This window comes from Blastococcus sp. SYSU D01042 (assembly GCF_054050515.1).
On the sequence record NZ_JBJGZM010000010.1, the window covers coordinates 99,559 to 120,246 of the forward strand.

Annotated in this window: 19 protein-coding genes; 13 read left to right on the forward strand and 6 right to left on the reverse strand. The window is 74.3% G+C overall.

Annotation, left to right across the window (positions count from 1 at the left end):
* Window positions 1-7 precede the first annotated feature (7 nt).
* On the reverse strand, window positions 8-667 hold the full coding sequence (locus ACI79H_RS17115; protein WP_456555615.1) for a hypothetical protein: 660 nt from the start codon (window positions 665-667) through the stop codon (window positions 8-10).
* A 320-nt stretch (window positions 668-987) separates the two neighbouring features.
* Here ACI79H_RS17115 and ACI79H_RS17120 point away from each other — a divergent pair, with 320 nt between their 5' ends.
* The 4 genes from ACI79H_RS17120 to ACI79H_RS17135 all read left to right on the forward strand — a co-directional run bounded on the left by ACI79H_RS17120 (window position 988) and on the right by ACI79H_RS17135 (window position 4,502).
* Window positions 988-1,215: a helix-turn-helix domain-containing protein gene (locus ACI79H_RS17120; protein ID WP_091763699.1), complete on the forward strand. Its 228-nt coding sequence runs from the start codon at window positions 988-990 to the stop codon at window positions 1,213-1,215.
* The gene (locus tag ACI79H_RS17125; RefSeq protein WP_456555616.1) at window positions 1,212-1,988 is read left to right on the forward strand and encodes an enoyl-CoA hydratase/isomerase family protein; all 777 of its coding nucleotides are present in this window, start codon (window positions 1,212-1,214) and stop codon (window positions 1,986-1,988) included. Before ACI79H_RS17120 ends, ACI79H_RS17125 begins: the two co-directional genes overlap by 4 nt.
* A 139-nt stretch (window positions 1,989-2,127) precedes the next feature.
* On the forward strand, window positions 2,128-4,020 hold the full coding sequence (locus ACI79H_RS17130) for an ABC transporter ATP-binding protein (protein WP_456555617.1): 1,893 nt from the start codon (window positions 2,128-2,130) through the stop codon (window positions 4,018-4,020).
* A gap of 17 nt (window positions 4,021-4,037) precedes the next feature.
* Window positions 4,038-4,502 carry an SgcJ/EcaC family oxidoreductase gene (locus ACI79H_RS17135; protein WP_456555618.1) on the forward strand — a complete coding sequence of 155 codons (465 nt, stop codon included), beginning with the start codon at window positions 4,038-4,040 and terminating at the stop codon, window positions 4,500-4,502.
* A gap of 109 nt (window positions 4,503-4,611) precedes the next feature.
* Here the strand turns inward: ACI79H_RS17135 and ACI79H_RS17140 are convergent, their stop codons facing one another.
* The 4 genes from ACI79H_RS17140 to ACI79H_RS17155 are packed head-to-tail and all read right to left on the reverse strand — an operon-like array spanning window position 4,612 to window position 9,768.
* Entirely contained in the window at window positions 4,612-5,373 is a 762-nt protein-coding gene (locus ACI79H_RS17140) for a DUF881 domain-containing protein (RefSeq protein WP_456555619.1), read from the reverse strand.
* A gap of 60 nt (window positions 5,374-5,433) precedes the next feature.
* On the reverse strand, window positions 5,434-6,129 hold the full coding sequence (locus tag ACI79H_RS17145; RefSeq protein ID WP_456555620.1) for a sirohydrochlorin chelatase: 696 nt from the start codon (window positions 6,127-6,129) through the stop codon (window positions 5,434-5,436).
* Window positions 6,126-6,887 (reverse strand): SDR family oxidoreductase, encoded by a 762-nt coding sequence (locus ACI79H_RS17150; RefSeq protein ID WP_456555621.1) that lies wholly within the window; start codon window positions 6,885-6,887, stop codon window positions 6,126-6,128. Before ACI79H_RS17150 ends, ACI79H_RS17145 begins: the two co-directional genes overlap by 4 nt.
* Window positions 6,888-6,900: 13 nt before the next feature.
* Complete coding sequence (locus ACI79H_RS17155) at window positions 6,901-9,768, reverse strand: aconitate hydratase (RefSeq protein ID WP_456555622.1); 2,868 nt, start codon at window positions 9,766-9,768, stop codon at window positions 6,901-6,903.
* 119 nt (window positions 9,769-9,887) lie between these two features.
* Here ACI79H_RS17155 and ACI79H_RS17160 point away from each other — a divergent pair, with 119 nt between their 5' ends.
* From ACI79H_RS17160 to ACI79H_RS17200, 9 genes are all read left to right on the forward strand, one after another.
* Window positions 9,888-10,643: an SIR2 family NAD-dependent protein deacylase gene (locus ACI79H_RS17160; RefSeq protein ID WP_456555623.1), complete on the forward strand. Its 756-nt coding sequence runs from the start codon at window positions 9,888-9,890 to the stop codon at window positions 10,641-10,643.
* Complete coding sequence (locus ACI79H_RS17165; RefSeq protein ID WP_456555624.1) at window positions 10,640-10,957, forward strand: hypothetical protein; 318 nt, start codon at window positions 10,640-10,642, stop codon at window positions 10,955-10,957. Before ACI79H_RS17160 ends, ACI79H_RS17165 begins: the two co-directional genes overlap by 4 nt.
* On the forward strand, window positions 10,954-11,379 hold the full coding sequence (locus ACI79H_RS17170) for a DUF1772 domain-containing protein (protein WP_456555625.1): 426 nt from the start codon (window positions 10,954-10,956) through the stop codon (window positions 11,377-11,379). Before ACI79H_RS17165 ends, ACI79H_RS17170 begins: the two co-directional genes overlap by 4 nt.
* A gap of 47 nt (window positions 11,380-11,426) precedes the next feature.
* On the forward strand, window positions 11,427-12,362 hold the full coding sequence (gene glsA / locus ACI79H_RS17175; protein WP_456555626.1) for a glutaminase A: 936 nt from the start codon (window positions 11,427-11,429) through the stop codon (window positions 12,360-12,362).
* An 84-nt stretch (window positions 12,363-12,446) separates the two neighbouring features.
* Complete coding sequence (locus ACI79H_RS17180) at window positions 12,447-13,982, forward strand: long-chain-fatty-acid--CoA ligase (protein ID WP_456555627.1); 1,536 nt, start codon at window positions 12,447-12,449, stop codon at window positions 13,980-13,982.
* A gap of 131 nt (window positions 13,983-14,113) precedes the next feature.
* Entirely contained in the window at window positions 14,114-15,484 is a 1,371-nt protein-coding gene (locus ACI79H_RS17185) for an NlpC/P60 family protein (protein ID WP_456555628.1), read from the forward strand.
* A 262-nt stretch (window positions 15,485-15,746) separates the two neighbouring features.
* Window positions 15,747-16,988 (forward strand): AAA family ATPase, encoded by a 1,242-nt coding sequence (locus ACI79H_RS17190; protein ID WP_456555629.1) that lies wholly within the window; start codon window positions 15,747-15,749, stop codon window positions 16,986-16,988.
* Window positions 16,985-18,001, forward strand: coding sequence for a DUF58 domain-containing protein (locus ACI79H_RS17195; RefSeq protein ID WP_456555630.1), 1,017 nt, complete (start codon window positions 16,985-16,987; stop codon window positions 17,999-18,001). Before ACI79H_RS17190 ends, ACI79H_RS17195 begins: the two co-directional genes overlap by 4 nt.
* The gene (locus ACI79H_RS17200) at window positions 17,998-18,954 is read left to right on the forward strand and encodes a VWA domain-containing protein (protein WP_456555631.1); all 957 of its coding nucleotides are present in this window, start codon (window positions 17,998-18,000) and stop codon (window positions 18,952-18,954) included. Before ACI79H_RS17195 ends, ACI79H_RS17200 begins: the two co-directional genes overlap by 4 nt.
* On the opposite strand, the gene ACI79H_RS17205 is transcribed toward ACI79H_RS17200, so the two are convergent.
* On the reverse strand, window positions 18,951-20,663 hold the full coding sequence (locus ACI79H_RS17205; RefSeq protein ID WP_456555632.1) for a SpoIIE family protein phosphatase: 1,713 nt from the start codon (window positions 20,661-20,663) through the stop codon (window positions 18,951-18,953). The two genes, ACI79H_RS17200 and ACI79H_RS17205, sit on opposite strands and share 4 nt — an antisense overlap.
* Window positions 20,664-20,688 lie beyond the last annotated feature (25 nt).

The following is a 20,688-nucleotide window of genomic DNA, read 5'->3' on the forward strand; positions in this document are numbered from 1 at the left end:
TCCTCGATCACCCGTCCGTCACCAGGCCGACCAGGGTGTCCAGGGTCAGGCGGGCGACCTCACCGCGGTGGGCCACCAACCACTGAGCGGCACGCTCCCTGCGGACGTCCGACACCGCCTTGCCGATGTTCAGGGCCAGGTCCGGGAGCGCGACGTACGGCGTCGCGAGCTGCTCGGACCCGATCTCGGCCGACAGCGAGCAGACCTCGTTCGCCAGGTCGAGCGAGCGGCCGCTCGTCATGTCCGAGAACTGCTCCATGCGGTAGTTGCCGAGCATCTTCCCGATCAGCCACACGGTGTCGCCGGTGTCCGGGTCGGGGAGCCGGAGCAGCACGCCGGCGCTGAACTGCGGCTGCTCGGACAGGCTGTTCTGCAGCAGCGCGGTGAACCAGGGCCAGCCGACCGCCATGGAACGCGCGGATCCCAGGCTCACGGCACGATCAGCGCCGCTCAGCATGTGCAGCGGAAAGTCGAAGTCCTGCAGCCAGCACGTCGCGACGAGGAAGTCCGTCCCGCTCAACGGCAGCCAGTAGACCGAGATCATCGCCTCGGGGCTGGCGTGCTTAACCAGCTCGAGGTAGCCAGGCGTCTGTCGTACCCACTCGTCCTCGCCGACCTGTGCGAAGTCCCCGGCCAGCGGTGTGGTGGGCGAGATGAACCTGCGCATGACGTCCCCTGCTCCCGGTCGTCGGGTCGCGGTGCGACGACGGTAGGAGCGGCACCGCTCGACGTCCGTGCTTCGTCGAACGCTCGACGCCGACCTGGCCCCTGCACGGCGTGCCGTGTGCGGTCCGTGCCGGAGCGACGTCGGCCGACGGGGCTCATCCGCCTGGCTCGATCTCGCGTGGCCGCACCCGGGTGGCTGGGTGATCATGGGTTGCCAAGGGGCCGCGGTCAGCGGGACGGCGGCGCCACAGGGACAGCCATCACCCGTGCACGTGCGCGTCGGCCGACGCGTCCGGCCGGCGGCTGACACGGAGGGGAGCCATGGCCGACTCGAGCACTGCGGACCTGGGCAAGGGCAAGCGGATCACCGGGGGCGACCGGAGCACGCTCGCCGACGAACTGCGCAAGCGCTACGACGGCGGCGAGAGCATCCGCTCGCTGGCGGAGTCGACCAAGCGCTCCTACGGCTTCGTGCACCGGCTGCTCTCCGAGTCCGGCGCCACCCTGCGCAGCCGCGGTGGGGCCAACCGGAACACCAAGAAGGCGTGAGCGGGGCGAGCGCACCCGAGGGCTTCGTCCGCACCGCCCAGGACGGCGCCGTCCTCACCGTCACCCTCGACCGTCCCGACCAGCTCAACGCCCAGACGCCGGCCACGTGGTCGGCGCTGGCCGCGGTCGGCGACGCGCTGACCGACGACGTCCGCGTGGTCGTGCTGCGCGGCGAGGGCCGGTCGTTCTCCGCCGGCCTGGACCGCAGCATGTTCGACCCGGCGCCCGGGACCGGGGGCGGCCTGGGCGACCTCGGACGCCGTCCGACGGCCGAGGCCGAGGAGCAGATCCGGGAGTACCAGCGGGGGTTCCGCTGGCTGCGCTCGCCCGGCATCGTCTCCGTCGCCGCCGTCCAGGGGCACGCCATCGGGGCCGGCTGCCAGCTGGCCCTGGCCTGCGACCTGCGCGTGCTCGCCGAGGACGCGCAGCTGCGGCTGCCCGAGCCCACCCTCGGCCTGGTGCCCGACCTGACCGGCACCAGCACCCTGGTGGAGCTGGTCGGCTACTCGCGGGCGATGGAGATCTGCCTGACCGGCCGGCCGGTCGGTGCCGCCGAGGCGCACGCGATGGGCCTGGCCAACCTCGTCGTCCCGCGCGAGCAGCTCGACGACGCCGTCACCCGGCTGACCCAGGCCCTGCTCGCCGTGCCGGCCGGTGCGTCCCGGGCCACCGCCGCGCTGGTGCGATCCGCGGTGCGCAACGACCCCGAGACCCAGGACGCCGCCGAGCGGGCGGCGCAGGTGCTCCGCCTCCGGGAGCTCGCCGGCGGCTGACCGTCGGTGGTCGGTGGCACGCTGTCCCGGCGGGGCCCTCCGGCCCCGCCGGAACAGCGCCGTGACGCGTGGTGTTGGCCGGGACGCCGGCACCGCGCGCGGCGCGGCAGAGGGAGGCACGGCACGTGGAGGCACAGCCATGAGCTCGCCCATGACCTCCATGGCGGCGATGCGGTCGTTCCGCCGCGACCCGTCGGTCGTCGGGCGGAAGCTCCCCCCGGGCACCGTGCGCCGCATCCTCGGCGTGGCCCGCCCGTACCGCCGCGACCTCGCGTTCTTCCTCGCGCTGGTCATCGGCTCCTCCCTCATCGGCGTCGTCACCCCGCTGCTGGCCGGCGACATCGTCAACCGCATCGCCTCGCTCGAGGGCACCTCCGCCGGCATCGTCCGGATCGCACTGCTCATCGCGGGCCTCGCGGTCGTCGACGCCGCCATCTCGCTGGCCACGCGGTGGTACTCCGCCCGCATCGGCGAGGGGGTCATCTACGACCTGCGCAGCCAGGTGTTCGCGCACGTGCAGCGGATGCCGGTCGCCTTCTTCACCCGCACCCAGACCGGGGCGCTGGTCAGCCGGCTGAACAACGACGTCGTCGGTGCCCAGCAGGCGTTCACCTCGACGCTGTCCGGGGTGGTCTCGAACGTCATCGGCCTGGTGCTCACCGCCGGCGTCATGCTCACCCTGTCCTGGCAGATCACGTTGCTCTCGCTCGCGCTGGTACCGCTGTTCGTGCTGCCGGCCCGGCGCATCGGCAGCCGGCTGCAGGACATCACCCGGGAGTCCTACGAGCTCAACGCGTCGATGAACGCGACGATGACCGAGCGCTTCAACGTCGCCGGCGCGCTGCTCGTGAAGCTGTTCGGCCGGCCCGAGGCCGAGGAGCGGTCGTTCAGCGGCCGCGCCGCCCGCGTGCGCGACATCGGCGTGCTGTCGGCGATGTACGGCCGGTTCTTCTTCACCGCGCTCACGCTGGTCGCCGCGCTCGCCACCGCGCTGGTCTACGGGCTCGGTGGCTGGCTGGCGTTCACCGGCTCGCTGAGCCCCGGCGACGTCGTCGCGCTGGCCCTGCTGCTGTCCCGGCTCTACGGGCCGCTGACCGCGCTGGCCAACGTCCGCGTCGACGTCATGAGCGCGATGGTCAGCTTCGACCGCGTCTTCGAGGTGCTCGACCTGCCGCCGATGATCCGCGAGGCCGAGGACGCCGTCCCGGTGCCCGCGGACGACCGGTCGATCGAGTTCGAGCACGTCTCGTTCAGCTACCCGGCGGCCGAGGACGTCTCGTTGCCGTCACTGGAAGAGGTGTCGCTGCCCGAGCACGGCGGCCCCGTCGACGTGCTGCACGACGTCTCCTTCCGGGTCGAGCCCGGGGCGCTGGTCGCGCTGGTCGGTCACTCCGGCGCCGGCAAGTCGACCGTCGCGAGCCTGGTCTCCCGGCTCTACGACGTCACCGGCGGCGCGGTGCGGGTCGGCGGGGTCGACGTCCGCTCCGCGACGCTCGCCTCACTCCGCGACGCCATCGGGGTGGTCAGCCAGGACGCGCACCTCTTCCACGACACGATGCGCGGCAACCTGCTCTACGCCCGCCCGGAGGCGACGGAGGAGGAGCTGTGGGCGGCGCTGGACGGGGCGCACATCGCCGACCTCGTCCGCGCGCTGCCCGACGGCCTGGACACCGTCGTCGGCGACCGCGGGCACCGGCTCTCCGGCGGCGAGAAGCAGCGGCTGGCCATCGCGCGGGTGCTGCTCAAGGCGCCGGGCATCGTCATCCTCGACGAGGCCACCGCGCACCTGGACAGCGAGTCCGAGGCGGCCGTGCAGCGGGCCCTCGACGCCGCGCTGACCGGCCGGACCTCGCTGGTCATCGCGCACCGCCTCTCCACGGTGCGCAACGCCGACCAGATCCTCGTCATGCACGGCGGTCGCATCGTGGAGTCGGGCACGCACAGCGAGTTGCTGGCGCTCGGGCGCCGCTACGCGGACCTGCACCGCACCCAGTTCGCCGACGGCGAGCGTCGAACGGTCGGCGCGGCCTGACCACTACCGTCACTTCCGTGACATCCGCGCATCCGCACGACGCCCAGATCCGATCCCTCTACGCCGCGTACATCGACGGGTGGAACCGGCGGAGCGGCGCAGCGGTGGCGGCCTGCTTCGCCGACGACGGCGACATCATCGGCTACGACGGCACCCACCACCACGGCCGGCTGGCGATCGCCGCCGACCTGCGGCAGATCTTCGGCAGCCACCAGACGGCCGCCTACGTGGCGGTCATCCGCTCGGTGCGGGCCGTCGCCCCGGGGACGGCGCTGCTCATCGCCCACGCCGGGATGCTGCCGCCGGGTGCGGACGACGTCGAGGACCGGTTCCACACCGTGCACACCCTCGTCGCCGTGGACGAGGGCCGCGGCCGGTGGCGCATCCAGCTGCTGCAGGCGACCCCGGCCGCCTGGCACCAGCACCCCGAGGCCCGTGACGCCCTGACCGAGGAGCTGCGCGGCCTGCTGACCCCCGGCTGACGGGGCCCGGCCGGCCCGGGGTGAGCCGCACCGGAGGACGTGCAGCCGCGTCGGGTCGCGGCTGCACGTCGGCGCAGGCGGCTGCACCCCGCCCGGCAGCCGCTCGGGATCAGCCGCCGCGCACCAGGCTGTCGACGGTGAGGTCGTCGGACCGGGTGACCGAGGCCCGACCGCCGGTGCGGGCCACGTCGGCCACCACGCCGCCCGAGACGTTGAGCGCCACCTCGAGCTCGCTCGGCGGGCCGACGGCGAGCACCTCGTAGGGCGCCTCGAGCGGCTGCCCGTCGACGGTCAGCTCACCGGGGGTGCCGCCGACGTAGCTGGCCACCACCACCCGGATCCCGTCGATCTCGATGGCCTCGGCACCCGCTCCGCGCAGCTCCTGGATGGCGTCGAGCAGGATGGCCGGGGTCACCGCGCCGTCCGGGTCGTCGATGACCAGCCGCAGGCCCGGCCCGCTCGCCGGCAGGGTGCCGTTGAGGATGCCGATCGCCTCGGCCCGCCGCTGGGCCTCGGCGAGCGCGGAGCCGGACTGGGTCCGCCCCCCGCTGAGCTCCTCCACGGCCTGCTCGCGCTCGCTCAGCTGCTGGCGCAGCTGCTCCTCGCGGGTGTCCAGCTCGTCGAGGATCCGCACCAGGTCGTCCTCGGTGGCGCCGGTGATGTCCTCCTCGCCGGTGCTGCGGATCTGCACCACGAGGCCGAAGCCGAGTGCCAGCGCGAGCGCGGCCGTGACGACGGCGGACACCGCGCGGTTCCACCGCGGCCCGGCGGACGGCGCCGAGGGCGCCGGGGTGGGCTCCTCGGCGGTCGCCTCCGCTTCTGGCGCCACCTCGGTACCGGGCGCTGCCGGGTCGTCGGACGGCTCGCTCATCGCGGGCCAGGATAGTCGGCGGGTGCAGTGGTCCCGGTCCGTCCGCCCGGGGACCGCCGCTCAGCCGACGGCGGCGTCGTACCGGTCGAGCAGGACCGCGGCGATGCGGGCGTCGGGCAGCAGGGGAGCGGTGACCAGGTCCGCGCCCGCGCCGGCCAGCTTGTCGTGGAAGTGCCCGGGTGCCAGCAGGTAGGACGCCAGGACGACGCGCTCGACGCCGGCCGCACGCGCCGCGGCGACGGCGTCGGGCACGGGCGGCTGCGCGGCCGAACCGTAGCCGGTGGTGACCGGGCCGGCCCACGAGCGCTGCAGCAGGGCGGCGGTGTCCTCGACGTCGGCGACCGAGCGCGGGTCGCTGGACCCCGCGGCAGCCAGGACGACGGCGGTGCGTCGGTCGGCCGGGTCGGCGCCGGCCTCGACCAGCCGGTCGTGCAGGACGGCGGCCAGCCGCGGGTCCGGGCCCAGCGGTCGCGCGGCCACGGCGCCCTCCGCGTCGGCCACGGCACCCGCGATGTCGACGTGCACGTGGTAGCCGCCGGACAGCAGCAGCGGCACCACCACCGCCGGCCGGCCCTCGGCGGCCAGTCCGGCCACGACGTCGACCACGGTGGGCGGCTGCACGTCGACGAAGGCGGCCGTCGTGACCAGGCCGGGGCGGGCCTCCCGGGCGGCCAGCGCGAGCTCGGCGACGAGCCGCCGTCCGGCCGGGTTCCGGGTCCCGTGCGCGCAGGCGACGAGGACCGGGGCGTCGCTCACAGGGCGCGGGTCAGGCCGCCGTCGACCGGGAGCATCACGCCGGTCAGGTAGGAGGCGGCGGGGGAGAGGGCGAAGGCGGCGATCCGGCCGAACTCCTCCGGTCGGCCCACCCGGCGCAGCGGGATGCCGGCCTCGGTGCGGGCGCGCGCCGCGGCGGGATCGCCGGAGGCGGCCTCGAGCTCGGCGATCCGGTCGGTGGCGATCGTGCCGGGCAGCAGCCCGAAGACGCGGATCCCCCGGGGCCCGAGCTCGTCGGCCAGCGCCTTGGCGGTCATGGCCAGGCCGGGGCGCAGGCCGTTGGAGATGGCCAGGTGGCCCAGCGGCTGGCGCACCGAGATGGAGAGCACGAAGCCGATCGCGGAGCCCTCGCCCAGGTGCGGCACCAGGGCCCGGACCAGCCGCAGCGGCCCGAGGAGCACATTCTCGACCCCGGACCGCCAGTGGTCCTCGCTGACCTGCAGGACGCCCCCGGGTGCGGGGCCGCCGACGCTGATCAGCACGCCGTCGATCCGGTCGAGCCGGTCGCCGGCCTCGGCGACCAGCCGCTCGGCGGCATCGGCGTCACCCAGGTCGGCGGCGACACCGGAAGCCGCCGGCTCCCCGCCGAGGGAGGCGACGGCGGCGTCGACGGACTCGGAGGACCGCGAGCTGATCAGCACGCGGGCCCCGTCGTCGACCAGGGCCCGGGCGGTCGCCAGCCCCAGCCCCCGGCTCGCGCCGGTGAGCAGGAAGCCGCGACCGCCCAGGCCCAGATCCATGACGCAGCCCCGATCAGGCGGCCGTGCCGCGCAGCGAGCGCAGGACGTACTGCATGATCCCGCCGTTGCGGTAGTAGTTCGCCTCGCCGGGGGTGTCGATCCGGACCCGCGCCTCGAAGGTGATCGGAGCACTCGACTCCGACGTCGCCTCGACCTTCACGGTGCGGGGCACGGTGCCGTCGTTCAGCGCCGTGATCCCGGTGATCGTGAACTCCTCGTCGCCGGTCAGGCCGAGGGACTCGCGGTCCTGGCCCTCGGGGAACTGCAGCGGCAGCACGCCCATGCCGATGAGGTTGGAGCGGTGGATGCGCTCGTAGCTCTCGGCGATGACCGCCTTGACGCCCAGCAGCGCCGTCCCCTTGGCCGCCCAGTCGCGCGACGAGCCCGAGCCGTACTCCTTGCCGGCCAGCACGACCAGCGGGATGCCGGCGTCGATGTAGGCGCGCGAGGCGTCGTAGATCGTCGTCGTCTCGCCGGTGAGGTGGTTCTTGGTGACGCCACCCTCGGTGCCGGGGACCAGCTGGTTGCGCAGCCGGATGTTGGCGAAGGTGCCGCGGATCATGACCTCGTGGTTCCCGCGGCGCGAGCCGTAGGAGTTGAAGTCGCGACGGTCCACGCCGTGCTCGCGGAGGTACGTGCCCGCGGGGCTGTCGGCCTTGATCGAGCCGGCCGGCGAGATGTGGTCGGTGGTCACCGAGTCGCCGAGCACCGCCAGGGTGCGGGCGCCGGTGATGTCCTCGACCGGGGACGGCTCGGCCGGCATGCCCTCGAAGTACGGAGGACGCCGCACGTAGGTGCTGTCCTCGGCCCACTCGAAGGTGTCACCGGTCGGCGTGGGCAGGTTCTGCCACTGCTCGGTGCCGGCGAACACGTCCTGGTAGCTGTCGCCGAACTGCTCGGCGGAGACGGCGTGGTCGATGACCCGCTGGACCTCCTGCGGGGACGGCCACAGGTCGCGCAGGTAGACGTCGTTGCCGTCGGCGTCCTGGCCGAGCGGGTCGTTGTTCAGGTCGACGTCCATGGAGCCGGCCAGGGCGTAGGCGATGACCAGCGGCGGCGAGGCCAGGTAGTTCATCTTGACGTCGGGGTTGATCCGGCCCTCGAAGTTGCGGTTGCCGGAGAGCACCGAGACGACGGCGAGGTCGGCCTCGTTGACCGCGTTCGACACCGGCTCCGGGAGCGGGCCGGAGTTGCCGATGCAGGTCGTGCAGCCGTAGCCGACCAGGTAGAAGCCCAGCTTCTCCAGGTACGGGGTGAGCTCGGCCTTCTCGTAGTAGTCCATGACGACCTTCGACCCGGGGGCCAGCGTCGTCTTCACCCACGGCTTGCTGGTCAGCCCGCGCTCGACGGCGTTCTTCGCCAGCAGCGCCGCGCCGATCATGACCTGGGGGTTGGACGTGTTGGTGCACGAGGTGATGGCGGCGATCACGACGTGGCCGTGGTCGATCTCGGTCTCCGTGCCGTCCTCCATGACCACGCGGGTCGGCTTGGACGGGCGGTCGCCCACCGAGGTGGTGTCGTAGTGGTGCGGCTTGCCGGCCTCGCCGTTGCCGTGGGTCTCGGCGACGGGGTCCGACGCCGGGAAGGTCTCCGCGACGGCCTCGTCGACCGAGGAGGTGACGCCGTAGGGCTTCTCCTGCTGCGGGACGCCCGGCTTGCGGTCGTCGCCACCGGTCTCGTCGGCGGCGACGTACTCGCTGAGCGCCTCGCGGAAGGATGCCTTGGCGTCGGTGATGGCGACGCGGTCCTGCGGCCGCTTCGGGCCGGCGATCGAGGGGACGACGGTGCCGAGGTCGAGCTCGAGGTACTCGGAGAAGGCCGGCTCGCGGGACGCGTCGTGCCAGAGGCCCTGCTCCTTGGCGTAGGCCTCGACGAGCGCGACCTGCTCGCGCGAGCGGCCGGTGAGCTCGAGGTAGGTGATGGTCTCCTCGTCGATGGGGAACATCGCCGCGGTGGAGCCGAACTCCGGGCTCATGTTGCCGATCGTGGCGCGGTTGGCCAGCGGCACGGCCGAGACGCCCTCGCCGTAGAACTCCACGAACTTCCCGACGACGCCGTGCTGGCGCAGCATCTCGGTGATGGTGAGGACCAGGTCCGTGGCGGTGGCGCCGTCCGGCAGCTGGCCGAAGAGCTTGAAGCCCACGACGCGGGGGATGAGCATCGAGACCGGCTGGCCGAGCATCGCGGCCTCGGCCTCGATGCCGCCGACGCCCCAGCCCAGCACGCCCAGGCCGTTGACCATGGTGGTGTGCGAGTCGGTGCCCACGCAGGTGTCGGGGTAGGCGACGACGCGGTCACCCTCCTGCCGCGGGAAGATCACGCGGGCCAGGTGCTCGATGTTGACCTGGTGGACGATGCCGGTGCCCGGGGGGACGACCTTGAAGTCGCTGAAGGCGCCCTGGCCCCAGCGGAGGAACTGGTAGCGCTCGCCGTTGCGCTCGTACTCGATCTCGACGTTGCGCTGGAACGAGTCCTCGGTGCCGAAGATGTCGGCGATGACGGAGTGGTCGATGACCAGCTCGGCCGGGGCGAGCGGGTTGATCTTCTGCGGGTCGCCGCCGAGCTCGGCCATGGCCTCGCGCATGGTGGCGAGGTCGACGATGCAGGGGACGCCGGTGAAGTCCTGCATCACCACGCGCGCGGGGGTGAACTGGATCTCCTGGTCGGGCTCGGCCGACGGGTCCCAGTTCGCGATCGCCCGGATGTGGTCGGCGGTGATGTCGGCGCCGTCCTCGGTGCGCAGCAGGTTCTCCAGGAGGACCTTCAGGCTGAAGGGCAGCTTCTCGGAGCCCTCCACCGCGTCGAGTCGGTAGATGTCGTAGTCCGTGCCCTCGACCGTGAGCGTCGACCGGGCTCCGAAGCTGTCCTTGCTGGCTGCCACTCTTCTGCGCCTACCCCTCGATGGTTCGTCGCGGCTGGTTCGTCGCGCTCGTGTCCACCCCCGATCATCCCAGTCCGCGCAAACGGCCACCGGGTGAGGCGACCCTTACCGTGGGGGACGTGACCGGCGCCGTCCCCGAGCCCCTGCCCGAGTGGCTGACCACCGCCGCGCGGATCACCGTGCTCACCGGCGCGGGCATCTCCACCGACAGCGGCATCCCCGACTACCGCGGGCCCCAGGGCGTGTGGACCAGGGACCCCGACGCCGAGAAGCTCGTGACGCTCTCCTACTACCTGGCCGACCCGGACATCCGGCGCCGGTCGTGGCTGCGGCGGGCGGCGATGCACGACGCCGACCCGCAGCCCAACGCCGGCCACCGGGCGCTGGTCGACCTGGAGCGGCAGGGGAGGCTGCGGGCGCTGGTCACCCAGAACATCGACGGCCTCCACCAGGCGGCGGGCTCCGGCACCGACCTGGTGCACGAGATCCACGGCACCGTGCACGGGGTCGTCTGCACCGACTGCGGCGACCGGACGGCGATCGGCGAGGCGCTCGACCGGGTGGCCGCGGGCGAGCCCGACCCGGCCTGCCGCCGGTGCGGCGGCATCCTCAAGACGGCGACGGTCTACTTCGGCGAGATGCTGGACGAGCGGGTGGTGGAGGCGTGCACCGCGGCGGCCACCGACTGCGACGTGTTCCTGGCCGTGGGCACGTCGCTGCAGGTCTGGCCGGCGGCCGGCCTGGCGGAGATCGCCGTCCGCGCCGGCGCCCGGCTGGTGGTCGTCAACGCCCAGGAGACGCCCTACGACGACGTCGCCGACCTCGTCGTGCGGGAGCCGATCGGGACGTCGCTGCCCCGGCTGGTCCGCGCGTGACCCGCGAGGCGCTGCTCGCCCGCTACCGGGAGCTGGTGCTCGGCGAGCTGCCGCGCCGGGCGCGCACCGGGGGCTGGGTGGTGACCGCCGACCACTGCTTCGGGCGGATCGTGCTCGACCACGCCGTCGGCGGGCGCTGGTACGACGTGCTGGACCGGCGGCGCTCGCCGGCCTTCGCGCAGCTGAGCGACGACCAGCTCGCCGGCGCGGTGGCCCTGGCCGAGCGCGTGCTCGCCGAGGGCGACCCGCTGCTGCGCGAGCTGGACGCGCAGAGCCTGTCGTGGCGGGGCAAGCCCGCGAAGCGGGCGGAATGACGCTGCTCGTCGTCCACCTGGTGCTGGTGGCGGCCTACGCCGGGTTCCAGTGGACCGTGCGGGTGCTGGTCTACCCGCAGTTCGCGCGGGTGCCGCCGGCCGCGTTCGCCGCCTACGAGCGCGGCCACCAGCGGCTGGTGACCCGGGTGGTGGGGCCGCTGTTCGCCGGGCAGGGGATCACCACGCTGCTCCTGCTGGCGCGGCGCCCGGCCGGGGTGCCGCTCCTCCCGGTGCTCGCCGGGGCCGCGGCGCTGGCCGTCGTGCTGGCCGTGACGGCGCTCCTGGCCGTGCCGCTGCACCGGCGGCTCGACGGCGGCTGGGACGCCGGTGCCCACCACCGGCTGCTGCGCGTGGACGGCGTGCGCGTGGCCGCCGCGACGGCGGGCGTGGTCGCCGCGGCGTGGGCGGTCCTGGCGGCGTGACCCGCGCTCACCCGGCCGGACCGGGCCGCCCGTGGCAGCGTGCAGAGGTGCCACCGAACCCGGACGCCCTGCCCGAGGACCTCACCGCCGTGCTCGACGAGGTGGCCGCCGAGGCCCGCCCGCTCGCCGAGGACGACGACGAGGTGGCCGAGCCCGGTGCGGGGCCGGACCGCTTCGCCCTGGCGCTGTGCGAGCTCGACGGGACCGAGCACGTGGCCGGCGACGCCGACGTCGGCTTCCCGGTGCAGAGCGTCGTCAAGGTCTTCGCGCTGGCCGCCGCGCTGCAGCGGGTCGGCGAGGACGTCTGCCGCCGGGTCGGCGTCGAGCCCTCGGGCGACCCCTACGACTCGCTGGTCCAGCTCGAGCGGGAGCACGGGGTCCCGCGCAACCCGTTCATCAACGCCGGCGCCGTCGTCGTCTGCGACGTGCTCGTGGAGGCGACGGGGTCGGCCCGGGCGGCCACGGAGGCGGTGGCCGATCTGCTGTCCGGCCTCGTGGGCGAGCGGCTGGAGCCGGACGCCGAGGTGCTCGAGGGGGAGCGGTCCGGTGGCTCGATGAACCGGGCCATGGCCCACCTGATGCGCTCGTTCGACAATCTCACGCACCCGGTGGACGAGGTGGTGGACGCCTACGCCGAGCTCTGCGCGCTCACCGTGACCACCCGGCAGCTGGCCCGCGCGGCCCGGTTCCTCGCGAACGACGGAGTGGACCCGGACTCGGGGGAGCGGGTGCTGACCGAGCCTCTCGCCCGGCGGGTGAACGCGGTGATGATGACCTGCGGCACCTACGACGCGGCCGGCCAGTTCGCCTACGACATCGGCTTCCCGTGCAAGAGCGGGGTCGACGGCGCGGTGATGGGCGACGTCCCGGACCGCTTCGGGGTCTGCGCGTGGTCGCCGCCGCTGGACGCCGCGGGCAACTCCCGGGCCGGCCGGGCGGCGCTGCACCTGCTGAGCGAGCGGCTGGGCTTGTCCCTGCTGTGACCGGTCGGGCCAGGCGACTAGCGTGACCGCCACCACGTCGAGCGGCCGGTAGCACGCCGGCCGCGCACCTCCCGGGAGCCGGCCATGCGCGTGCCCTTGACCACCCGCGACTTCCTCGAGCGCGCCGAGCTGGTCTACGGCGACCGCACCGGCATCGTCGACGAGCCGGTCCAGCCGGCGCCCTCCCTGGGCGACGTGAGCTACGCCGAGGTCGCCCGCCGTGGCCGGGCGCTGCAGGCGGCGCTGGACGAGCTGGGCATCGGCGAGGGCGAGCGGGTGGCGATCGTCAGCCACAACGCCGCCCGGCTGCTGGAGGTGCTGCTCGCCGTCCCGTCGTCGGGCCGGGTGGCCGTGCCGATCAACTTCCGGCTCTCGCCCGAGGAGGTCGAGTACATCGTCGGCCACTGCGGCGCGCGGGTGCTCTTCGTCGACCCGGAGCTGGAGACCGCGCTCAAGGGCGTGACCGCCGAGCACCGGTTCGACACGGGGGAGGAGTACGAGCAGCTGCTCCGCTACGACGTGGAGCCGCGCGCGTGGGCCGAGCCGGACGAGGACGCCACCGCCACCATCAACTACACCTCGGGGACCACGGCGCGGCCCAAGGGCGTGCAGATGACCCACCGCAACCTGTGGATCAACGCGGTCACCTTCGGCATGCACATGCAGGTCAGCGACCGCGACGTCTACCTGCACACGTTGCCGATGTTCCACTGCAACGGCTGGGGCCTGCCGTACACGATGGCCGGGCTCGGGGCGAAGCAGGTCGTGCTGCGCAAGGTCGACGGCGCCGAGATCCTGCGCCGGGTCGAGCAGCACGGCGTCACGATGATGGCCGGCGCGCCCGCGGTCTGGAACGCCGTCCTCGAGGCCGCCGCCGACTGGGAGGGCGAGATCCCCGGCCGGGACAGGGTGCGCATCGTCGTCGCCGGTGCGCCGCCGCCGTCGAAGACCATCGCGCGGGTCGAGGCCGAGCTGGGCTGGGAGTTCAACCAGATCTACGGCCTCACCGAGACCGCCCCGCTGCTCACGATCAACCGCCCCCGGGCCGAGTACGACGACCTCGCGCCCGAGGAGCGCGCCAAGCGGCTGTCCCGCGCCGGTGTCCCCTCGCTGGGCACCCGCCTGTCGGTCAGCGACTCCGGCGAGGTGCTGGCCCGCAGCAACACCGTGCTGGCCGGCTACTGGGAGAACCCGGACGCCTCGGCCGAGGCGCTGGAGGGCGGCTGGTTCCACACCGGGGACGGCGGCACGATCGACGACGGCGGCTATGTGACCATCTCCGACCGCAAGAAGGACGTGATCATCACCGGCGGCGAGAACGTCTCCTCGATCGAGGTGGAGGACGTCGTGTTCAGCCATCCGGCGGTCGCGGAGGTCGCCGTCATCGGCGTCCCCGACGACAAGTGGGGCGAGATGGTCACCGCCATCGTCGTGCTCGCCGAGGGCGAGCAGGTGACCGAGGCCGACATCGTGGCGCACTGCCGCGGGAGGATCGCCGGCTACAAGATCCCCAAGCGGGTTGAGTTCCGGGACGAACTGGCCCGCACCGCGACCGGCAAGATCCAGAAGTTCAAGCTGCGCGAGTCCTTCTGGGAGGGCTCCGAGCGCCAGGTGAACTGAGGCGTCACCCGGCGGGGGAGCCTCACCCCTCGGGGTGAGGCTCCCTCAACGACGTCCCCCCGCGCACCGATGACCTCGGCAGCGGCATCTCCCCGGATGCCCGTCGTCGAGCAGTCGGAAGAGGTCGCGACGTGGACAGCGGAACCCCGGACAGCCGGATGCGGGCGGCCTGGCGCCGCTGCGCCCCGCGCGTGGGCGGGACGGCGCTCGCCGCCGCGGTCCTCGTCGGACTGACCCCGGCGGTCGCCGACGCGACCCCCCGCCGGCCCAGCGACAGCGAGATCGCCGGTGCGCAGTCGCGGGCCGACGCCGTGGGCGCCCGCATCGGGGAGCTCAACGGCCGGCTGGCCACCGCGCAGGCCGAGCTGGACAGCGCCCGGACCGGGGCGCTGCTCGCGCTCGACGAGTACCAGGCCACCGAGGCCGCCGCCGTGGCCGCACGCGAGCAGGCCGACGCCGCCGCGGCCGAGGTCGAGCGTGCGACCGCCGAGCTCGGCGTCGCCCGCGACGACGTCGTCGCCTTCGCCCGCCGCAGCTACATGGAGGGCAGCACCAGCCCCGGCGCCAGCGCGCTGCTCACCGCGGGCACCCCCGCGCAGCTGATCGAGCGCGCCGCGCTGCTCGACGCCGCCGGCACGCACCGCACCGACGTGCTGGGCCGGGTCACGGTGCTGCAGGAGGAGGCCACCGCGGCCGAGGTCGTCGCCCGCACCGCGGCCGTCGAGGCCGACGCGCTGCAGCAGCAGGCCGAGCAGCAGCTGGCGGCGGCGACGGCGGCCGAGGTCTCCGCGCGTGCGCAGCAGGCCCAGGTCGCCTCGGAGCAGGCTGCCGTGCAGGCCGAGCTGGACTCAGCGCAGCAGGAGCTCAGCACCCTGGTCGGCGCCCGCGCCGCGGCCGACAAGGCCGCTGCCGAGCAGGCCGCCGCCCAGCGGGCCGCCGCGCAGCGGAGCAGCGCGACCACCCGTGCGCCCGCTCCGGCGGCGCCCGGCACGACCACGCCGTCGAACCCCGCTCCTGCACCCGCGCCTGCTCCCGCTCCCGCGCCCGCTCCGCGCCCGGCCCCGGTCGTCGTGCCGGCCGGCCCGGGCTCGGCGTCGGCCGCGCAGACGGCCATCGCCGCGGCCCGCGGCTACATCGGCACCCCGTACGCCTGGGGCGGCGGCGGCTGGTGGGGACCCGGCCGCGGCCAGGACCCCGATGCCCACGTCATCGGGTTCGACTGCAGCGGGCTGACCCAGTACGCCTACAAGCAGGCCGGCATCTCCATCGCCCGCAACAGCCGGGCCCAGTACGACGAGTCGCCCAAGGTCGCACGGGGGTCGCTGCAGCCCGGCGACCTGGTCTTCTGGGCGACCGACGTGAGCCGGCCCTCGACGATCCACCACGTCGCCATCTACCTCGGCGGGGACCGCATCCTCGAGGCGCCGGAGAGCGGCAAGACCGTCCGCGAGACGGCGATGCGCTGGGGCGGGTACATCGGAGCGGTGCGCCCCTCGGCCTGAACCGGCCGGGGCACCGCGGGAGGCGAGGCGTCGGGCAGCCACGGGGGGAGCTGCCCGACGCACGGATCAGGCTAGCAGCCGGCCGGCGCCACGGGCAGGCATCGCGCGCCGTTCCCTCGTCCGTCCCGGAGCGGCCCCGGGGCCGGTCACGGCTTCCAGGTGACGTCCAGGAAGGTGTAGGACACTGGCGTCCGGGACGGCTGCGCCGCCCCGCCGACGGCTCCCTGTCCGGGGCCGCGGCCCGGCACGACCAGGGAGCCCCGTGACGAGCGCTGCCAGCACGCCGACCGAGAACCCGACCGCGCCCGCCGGCGCCCCGGTCCCGCCGTCGGTCGACGCCGCCCGGCTGGAGCGGGTGCTGTTCGAGATCAAGCGGGTCATCGTCGGCCAGGACCGGCTCGTCGAGCGGATGCTCGTCGCCCTGCTGGCCCGCGGCCACGTGCTGCTCGAGGGCGTGCCGGGCGTCGCGAAGACCCTCGCCGTCGAAACCCTCGCCACCGCCGTCGGCGGGAAGTTCGCCCGCCTGCAGTTCACGCCCGACCTGGTGCCGGCCGACATCATCGGCACCCGCATCTACAAGGCCGGCCAGGACGCTTTCGACACCGAGCTCGGCCCGGTGTTCGCCAACTTCGTGCTCACCGACGAGATCAACCGGGCCCCGGCCAAGGTGCAGTCGGCCCTGCTGGAGGTCATGGCCGAGCGGCAGGTCTCCATCGGCGGCGTGACCCACCCGCTGCCCGACCCGTTCCTCGTGCTCGCCACCCAGAACCCGATCGAGTCCGAGGGCGTGTACCCGCTGCCGGAGGCCCAGCGGGACCGGTTCCTCATGAAGGTGCTCGTGGACTACCCGAGCTCCGAGGAGGAGCGGGAGATCATCTACCGGATGGGCTCCGAGCCGCCCGTGGCCGAGACGGTGCTCGGGCCCGACGAGCTCCGCCGGCTGCAGCGGACCGCCTCGCAGGTCTTCGTGCACCACGCGCTGGTCGACTACGTCGTCCGCCTGGTGGTCGCCACCCGCACGCCCCGCGAGCACGGCATGGAGGACGTCGCCACGTGGGTGTCCTACGGCGCGAGCCCGCGGGCCTCGCTGGGGCTGATCGCCGCCAGCCGCGCGCTGGCGCTGGTGCGCGGCCGGGACTACGTGCTGCCGCAGGACGTCCTGGACATCACCGCCGACGTGCTCCGGCACCGGCTGGTGCTCTCCTACGACGCGCTGGCCGACGGCGTGCCGGCCGACCACATCGTCAAGCGGATCGTGCAGACCGTGCCGCTGCCGCAGGTGGCCCCGCGGCAGAACGCCGGCGGCTTCGGTCCCGGCGCGGGCGGTGGGCCGCAGGTGCCGCAGTTCGGCCCGCCGCAGGGGCCGCCGATGCAGCCCGGCCAGGGCGTTCAGGGTCAGGGCGTGCCGCAGGGCCAGGGCGCGACCGCCTACGGCGCGTCGAGCCAGGGTCCGCACGTCCCGGGCGGCCCGGCGTCCAACGGGCACGGACCCCACCCGGCGTGATCCGGCGCCGCCGCGGCGCGGACCCGACCCCGGTGGGCCCCGCGCACCCCGGCCTCCTGCTGCACGACGCCGGGCAGAGCCCCGGCGCCGACGGCGGTGCGCCGCCCCGGTTCACCGACGGCCCCGCCGACGTGCTGCTCCGCCGGCTGGAGCTGACCGTGCGCCGCCGGCTGGACGGGTTGCTGCAGGGCGACCACCTGGGGCTGGTGCCCGGCTCGGGCTCCGAGGCCGGTGACTCGCGCACCTACCACCCGGGCGACGACGTCCGGCGGATGGACTGGCCGGTCACCGCGCGCACCCAGGTGCCGCACGTGCGGGAGACCATCGCCGACCGCGAGCTCGAGACCTGGGCGGTGGTCGACCTCTCGGCCAGCCTCGACTTCGGCACCGCCAACTGCCAGAAGCGGGACCTCGCGATCGCTGGTCTGGCCGCGGTCGGGCACCTGACCGTGCACGGCGGCAACCGGCTGGGCGCGGTCGTGACGACGGGGGAGCAGGTGCTCCGCCACCCCGCCCTGCCGGGCCGGCTGGCCGCCGAGCGGCTGCTGCGCTCCGTCGTCGCCACCCCGCGGGCCGCCGGCGGGCGCCGCGGTGACCTGGCCGCGGCGCTGGAGACGCTCCGCCGGCCCGAGCGCCGCCGCGGGCTGGTCGTGGTGATCTCGGACTTCCTCGGCGACAGCGACTGGGAGCGGCCGCTGCGCGGCCTGGGCACCCGGCACGAGCTGCTGGCGATCGAGGTGGTGGACCCGCGGGAGCTCGAGCTGCCCGACGTGGGCCTGCTGACCGTCGTCGACCCGGAGAGCGGGCAGACGCTGGAGGTGCCGACCGGCAACGCCGAGTTCCGCGCGCGCTTCGCCCGGGGCGCGGCCGAGGAGCGGGCCCGGATCGCCGCCGGCCTGCGCCGGGCCGGGGCCGGTCACCTCCAGCTGCGCACCGACCGGGACTGGCTGATGGACGTCGTGCGGTTCGTCGGCGAGCGCCGCCGGGCCGGGAGCGGAGGAGCGTCCCGATGACCTTCCAGGCACCCCTGTGGCTGCTCGGCCTGCTCGTGGTGGCCGCGCTGGTCGCGTTCTACGTCGTGGTGCAGCTGCGCCGGAAGGCCTACGCGGCGCGGTTCACCAACGTCGCGCTGCTCGGGTCGCTGGTCCCCAAGCGGCCTGGCTGGCGCCGGCACGTCGCGTTCGGGATCGTCACGCTGGGGCTGGCCGCGCTCGTGGTGTCGCTGGCCATGCCGAGCACCGAGGTCCGCGTCCCGCGCGAGCGCGCGACGGTGATCATGGCCGTGGACGTCTCGCTGTCGATGGAGGCCCGCGACGTCGAGCCCAACCGCTTCCAGGCGATGCAGAAGGCGGCGAAGGAGTTCGTCGACGTCCTGCCCGAGCGGATCAACCTGGGGCTGGTGACCTTCGCCGGGACGGCGACCACGCTGGTGCCGCCGACCACCGACCGCGAGCAGGTCCGCGGCGCGATCGACAACCTCGACCTGGCCGAGTCGACGGCGATCGGCGAGGCGATCTTCACCTCGCTCACCGCCATCCAGAACTTCCAGGCGACCCTGGAGGACGCAGGCGAGGAGGCGCCCCCGGCGCGGGTGGTGCTCCTGTCCGACGGCTATCCGACGGTGGGCCGGGACGAGGGCCAGGCGATCGCCGCGGCGCAGGACGTGTCCATCCCGATCTCGACGATCGCGTTCGGCACCGACTACGGCACGCTCGACCTGGACGGCGACACGGTCCCGGTGCCGGTGGACCGGGCGACCCTGGAGCGGATCGCCGACGAGACCGGCGGCAGCTACAGCGAGGCGGCCAGCGCCGAGGAGCTCGAGGAGGTGTACGCGGACCTGGGCAGCCAGATCGGGTACACGACCGAGCCCAAGGACATCAGCTCGCGGTTCGTGCGCGGCGGCGTCGTGGTGCTGCTCGTCGGCTCGGTCCTCAGCCTGCTGTGGACCAACCGGCTGATCTAGCCCGCAGGGTCCGGCGGGGCGGTCGGGGGAACGCTCGCGGGCCCGGCCTCGTCGGGCCGCGGCCGGTCCTGGCGGTGCAGGCGGATGGCGACCAGCGCGACGTCGTCCTCCGGGCGTGAGTCGACCAGCTGCTCGATGAGCCGGTCGCACAGGTCGTCCAGCGGGAGTCCGGCGAGCTCGGCCGCCGCGGCGCGGAGCCGGTCCATCCCGTCGTCGAGGACCGAGTCGCGGCGCTCGATCAGCCCGTCGGTGTAGAGCAGGACCGTCGTCTCGCGGTCCAGGCTGACCACCGACTCGCTGCGCCGTGCCGTGGAGTCGACGCCCAGCATGAGGTCCCCGCGCCAGCTCGCCAGCTCGGCGATGGTGCCGTCCGGGTGGATGACCAGCGGCGGCGGGTGGCCGGCGTTGGCCCACCGCATCCTGGTCACGCCGCGCTCGACCTCCGCCGGGGTCTGCTCGAAGCGGGCGAGGGCCGCGGTGGCGTAGGTGTGCACCTGCAGCTGCGTCATCGCCGCGTCCAGCTGGGCGAGCAGGCCGGCCGGACCGACGTCGCCGGTGACGGCGATGCCGCGCAGCATGCTGCGCAGCTGGCCCATGGACGCGGCGGCGGAGGTGTCGTGCCCGACGACGTCCCCGATGACCAGGGTGGTCGCCCCGTCGGGCTGGACGAAGGCGTCGTACCAGTCGCCGCCGACCCGGGCGGCCTCGCTCGCGGGCAGGTAGCGGACCACGATCTGGGCGTGGTCGGGCTCGGGGGGTGCGGTGAGCATGCTGCGCTGCAGCTCCTCGGCGAGCCGCCGCTGCTGCTCGTACAGCCGAGCGTTGTCCAGGGCCAGACCCGCTCGCTGGGTGACCTCGGTGGCGGTGGCCAGGTCGGCGGGGTCGACCGCACGGTGCCGGTCGTGCACGAGGGTCAGGACGCCCAGCGCCCGGTCCGACCCGCGGATGGGCAGCACGGTCATGGTGCCGGGCTCGAGCAGCCGCAGCAGCCGCAGGGCCTCGCCGGTCGCGACCTCTCCCAGCGCCAGGCCGGTCAGCTGCGCGGCGGCGACGGTGACCGGGGCGCCGGTGGTCACGGCGCGCAGGACCGGAGCGGTGGCGGGCGAGGACTCCCGCGCCGCGGCGGCGTAGCGACGCACCAGGGGAACCTTGGCGGCGTCGACGTGCCAGACGCCGGCGTCGCGCAGGCTCCCGTCCTCGGCGAGGAGGGAGACCGTCGCCCAGCTGGCCAGCGCCGGGACCACCATCTGCGGGATCCGCCCGACGGCCGCCGGCGCGTTGAGCGTGCCGACGAGGTCGTCGCTGATGCGGGCCAGCAGCGCCAGCCGCTCCACGGCCTGGCGGCGGGCGGTCACCTCGGTGAAGTACACCCAGAGACCCTGCAGGGTGGGCACGGCGTGCACCTCGTACCACCGGTTGAGCGGCTCGGGGTAGAAGGCCTCGAAGGTCTGCGCCTGCCGGGTGGCGACGGCCTCGCGGTACACGCGGCCGAACTCGTTGCCCGCGCTGGCCGGGAAGGCGTCCCAGTAGGAGCGGCCGAGCAGTTCGGCGCGGCCGTACCCGACCATCTCCTCGCCCGCGGAGTTGACGTAGCGGACGGTCCAATCCGTGTCGAGCTCGAGCAGACCGATCGGCATGGTCTCCAAGGTCTGGGCGTCGGCGTCGTCCGCGCCGTCGGCCGCACCATCGGTCCGCCACCAGCGGGACATCGCACTCCTCGGGGACGACCCCCGT

Coding starts and splice junctions, on each gene's coding strand:
- ACI79H_RS17115 (WP_456555615.1), bottom strand. CDS start 667: ATGCGCAGGTTCATCTCGCCCACCACACCGCTGGCCGGGGACTTCGCA.
- ACI79H_RS17120 (WP_091763699.1), top strand. CDS start 988: ATGGCCGACTCGAGCACTGCGGACCTGGGCAAGGGCAAGCGGATCACC.
- ACI79H_RS17130 (WP_456555617.1), top strand. CDS start 2,128: ATGAGCTCGCCCATGACCTCCATGGCGGCGATGCGGTCGTTCCGCCGC.
- ACI79H_RS17140 (WP_456555619.1), bottom strand. CDS start 5,373: ATGAGCGAGCCGTCCGACGACCCGGCAGCGCCCGGTACCGAGGTGGCG.
- ACI79H_RS17150 (WP_456555621.1), bottom strand. CDS start 6,887: ATGGATCTGGGCCTGGGCGGTCGCGGCTTCCTGCTCACCGGCGCGAGC.
- ACI79H_RS17170 (WP_456555625.1), top strand. CDS start 10,954: ATGACGCTGCTCGTCGTCCACCTGGTGCTGGTGGCGGCCTACGCCGGG.
- ACI79H_RS17180 (WP_456555627.1), top strand. CDS start 12,447: ATGCGCGTGCCCTTGACCACCCGCGACTTCCTCGAGCGCGCCGAGCTG.
- ACI79H_RS17200 (WP_456555631.1), top strand. CDS start 17,998: ATGACCTTCCAGGCACCCCTGTGGCTGCTCGGCCTGCTCGTGGTGGCC.
- ACI79H_RS17205 (WP_456555632.1), bottom strand. CDS start 20,663: ATGTCCCGCTGGTGGCGGACCGATGGTGCGGCCGACGGCGCGGACGAC.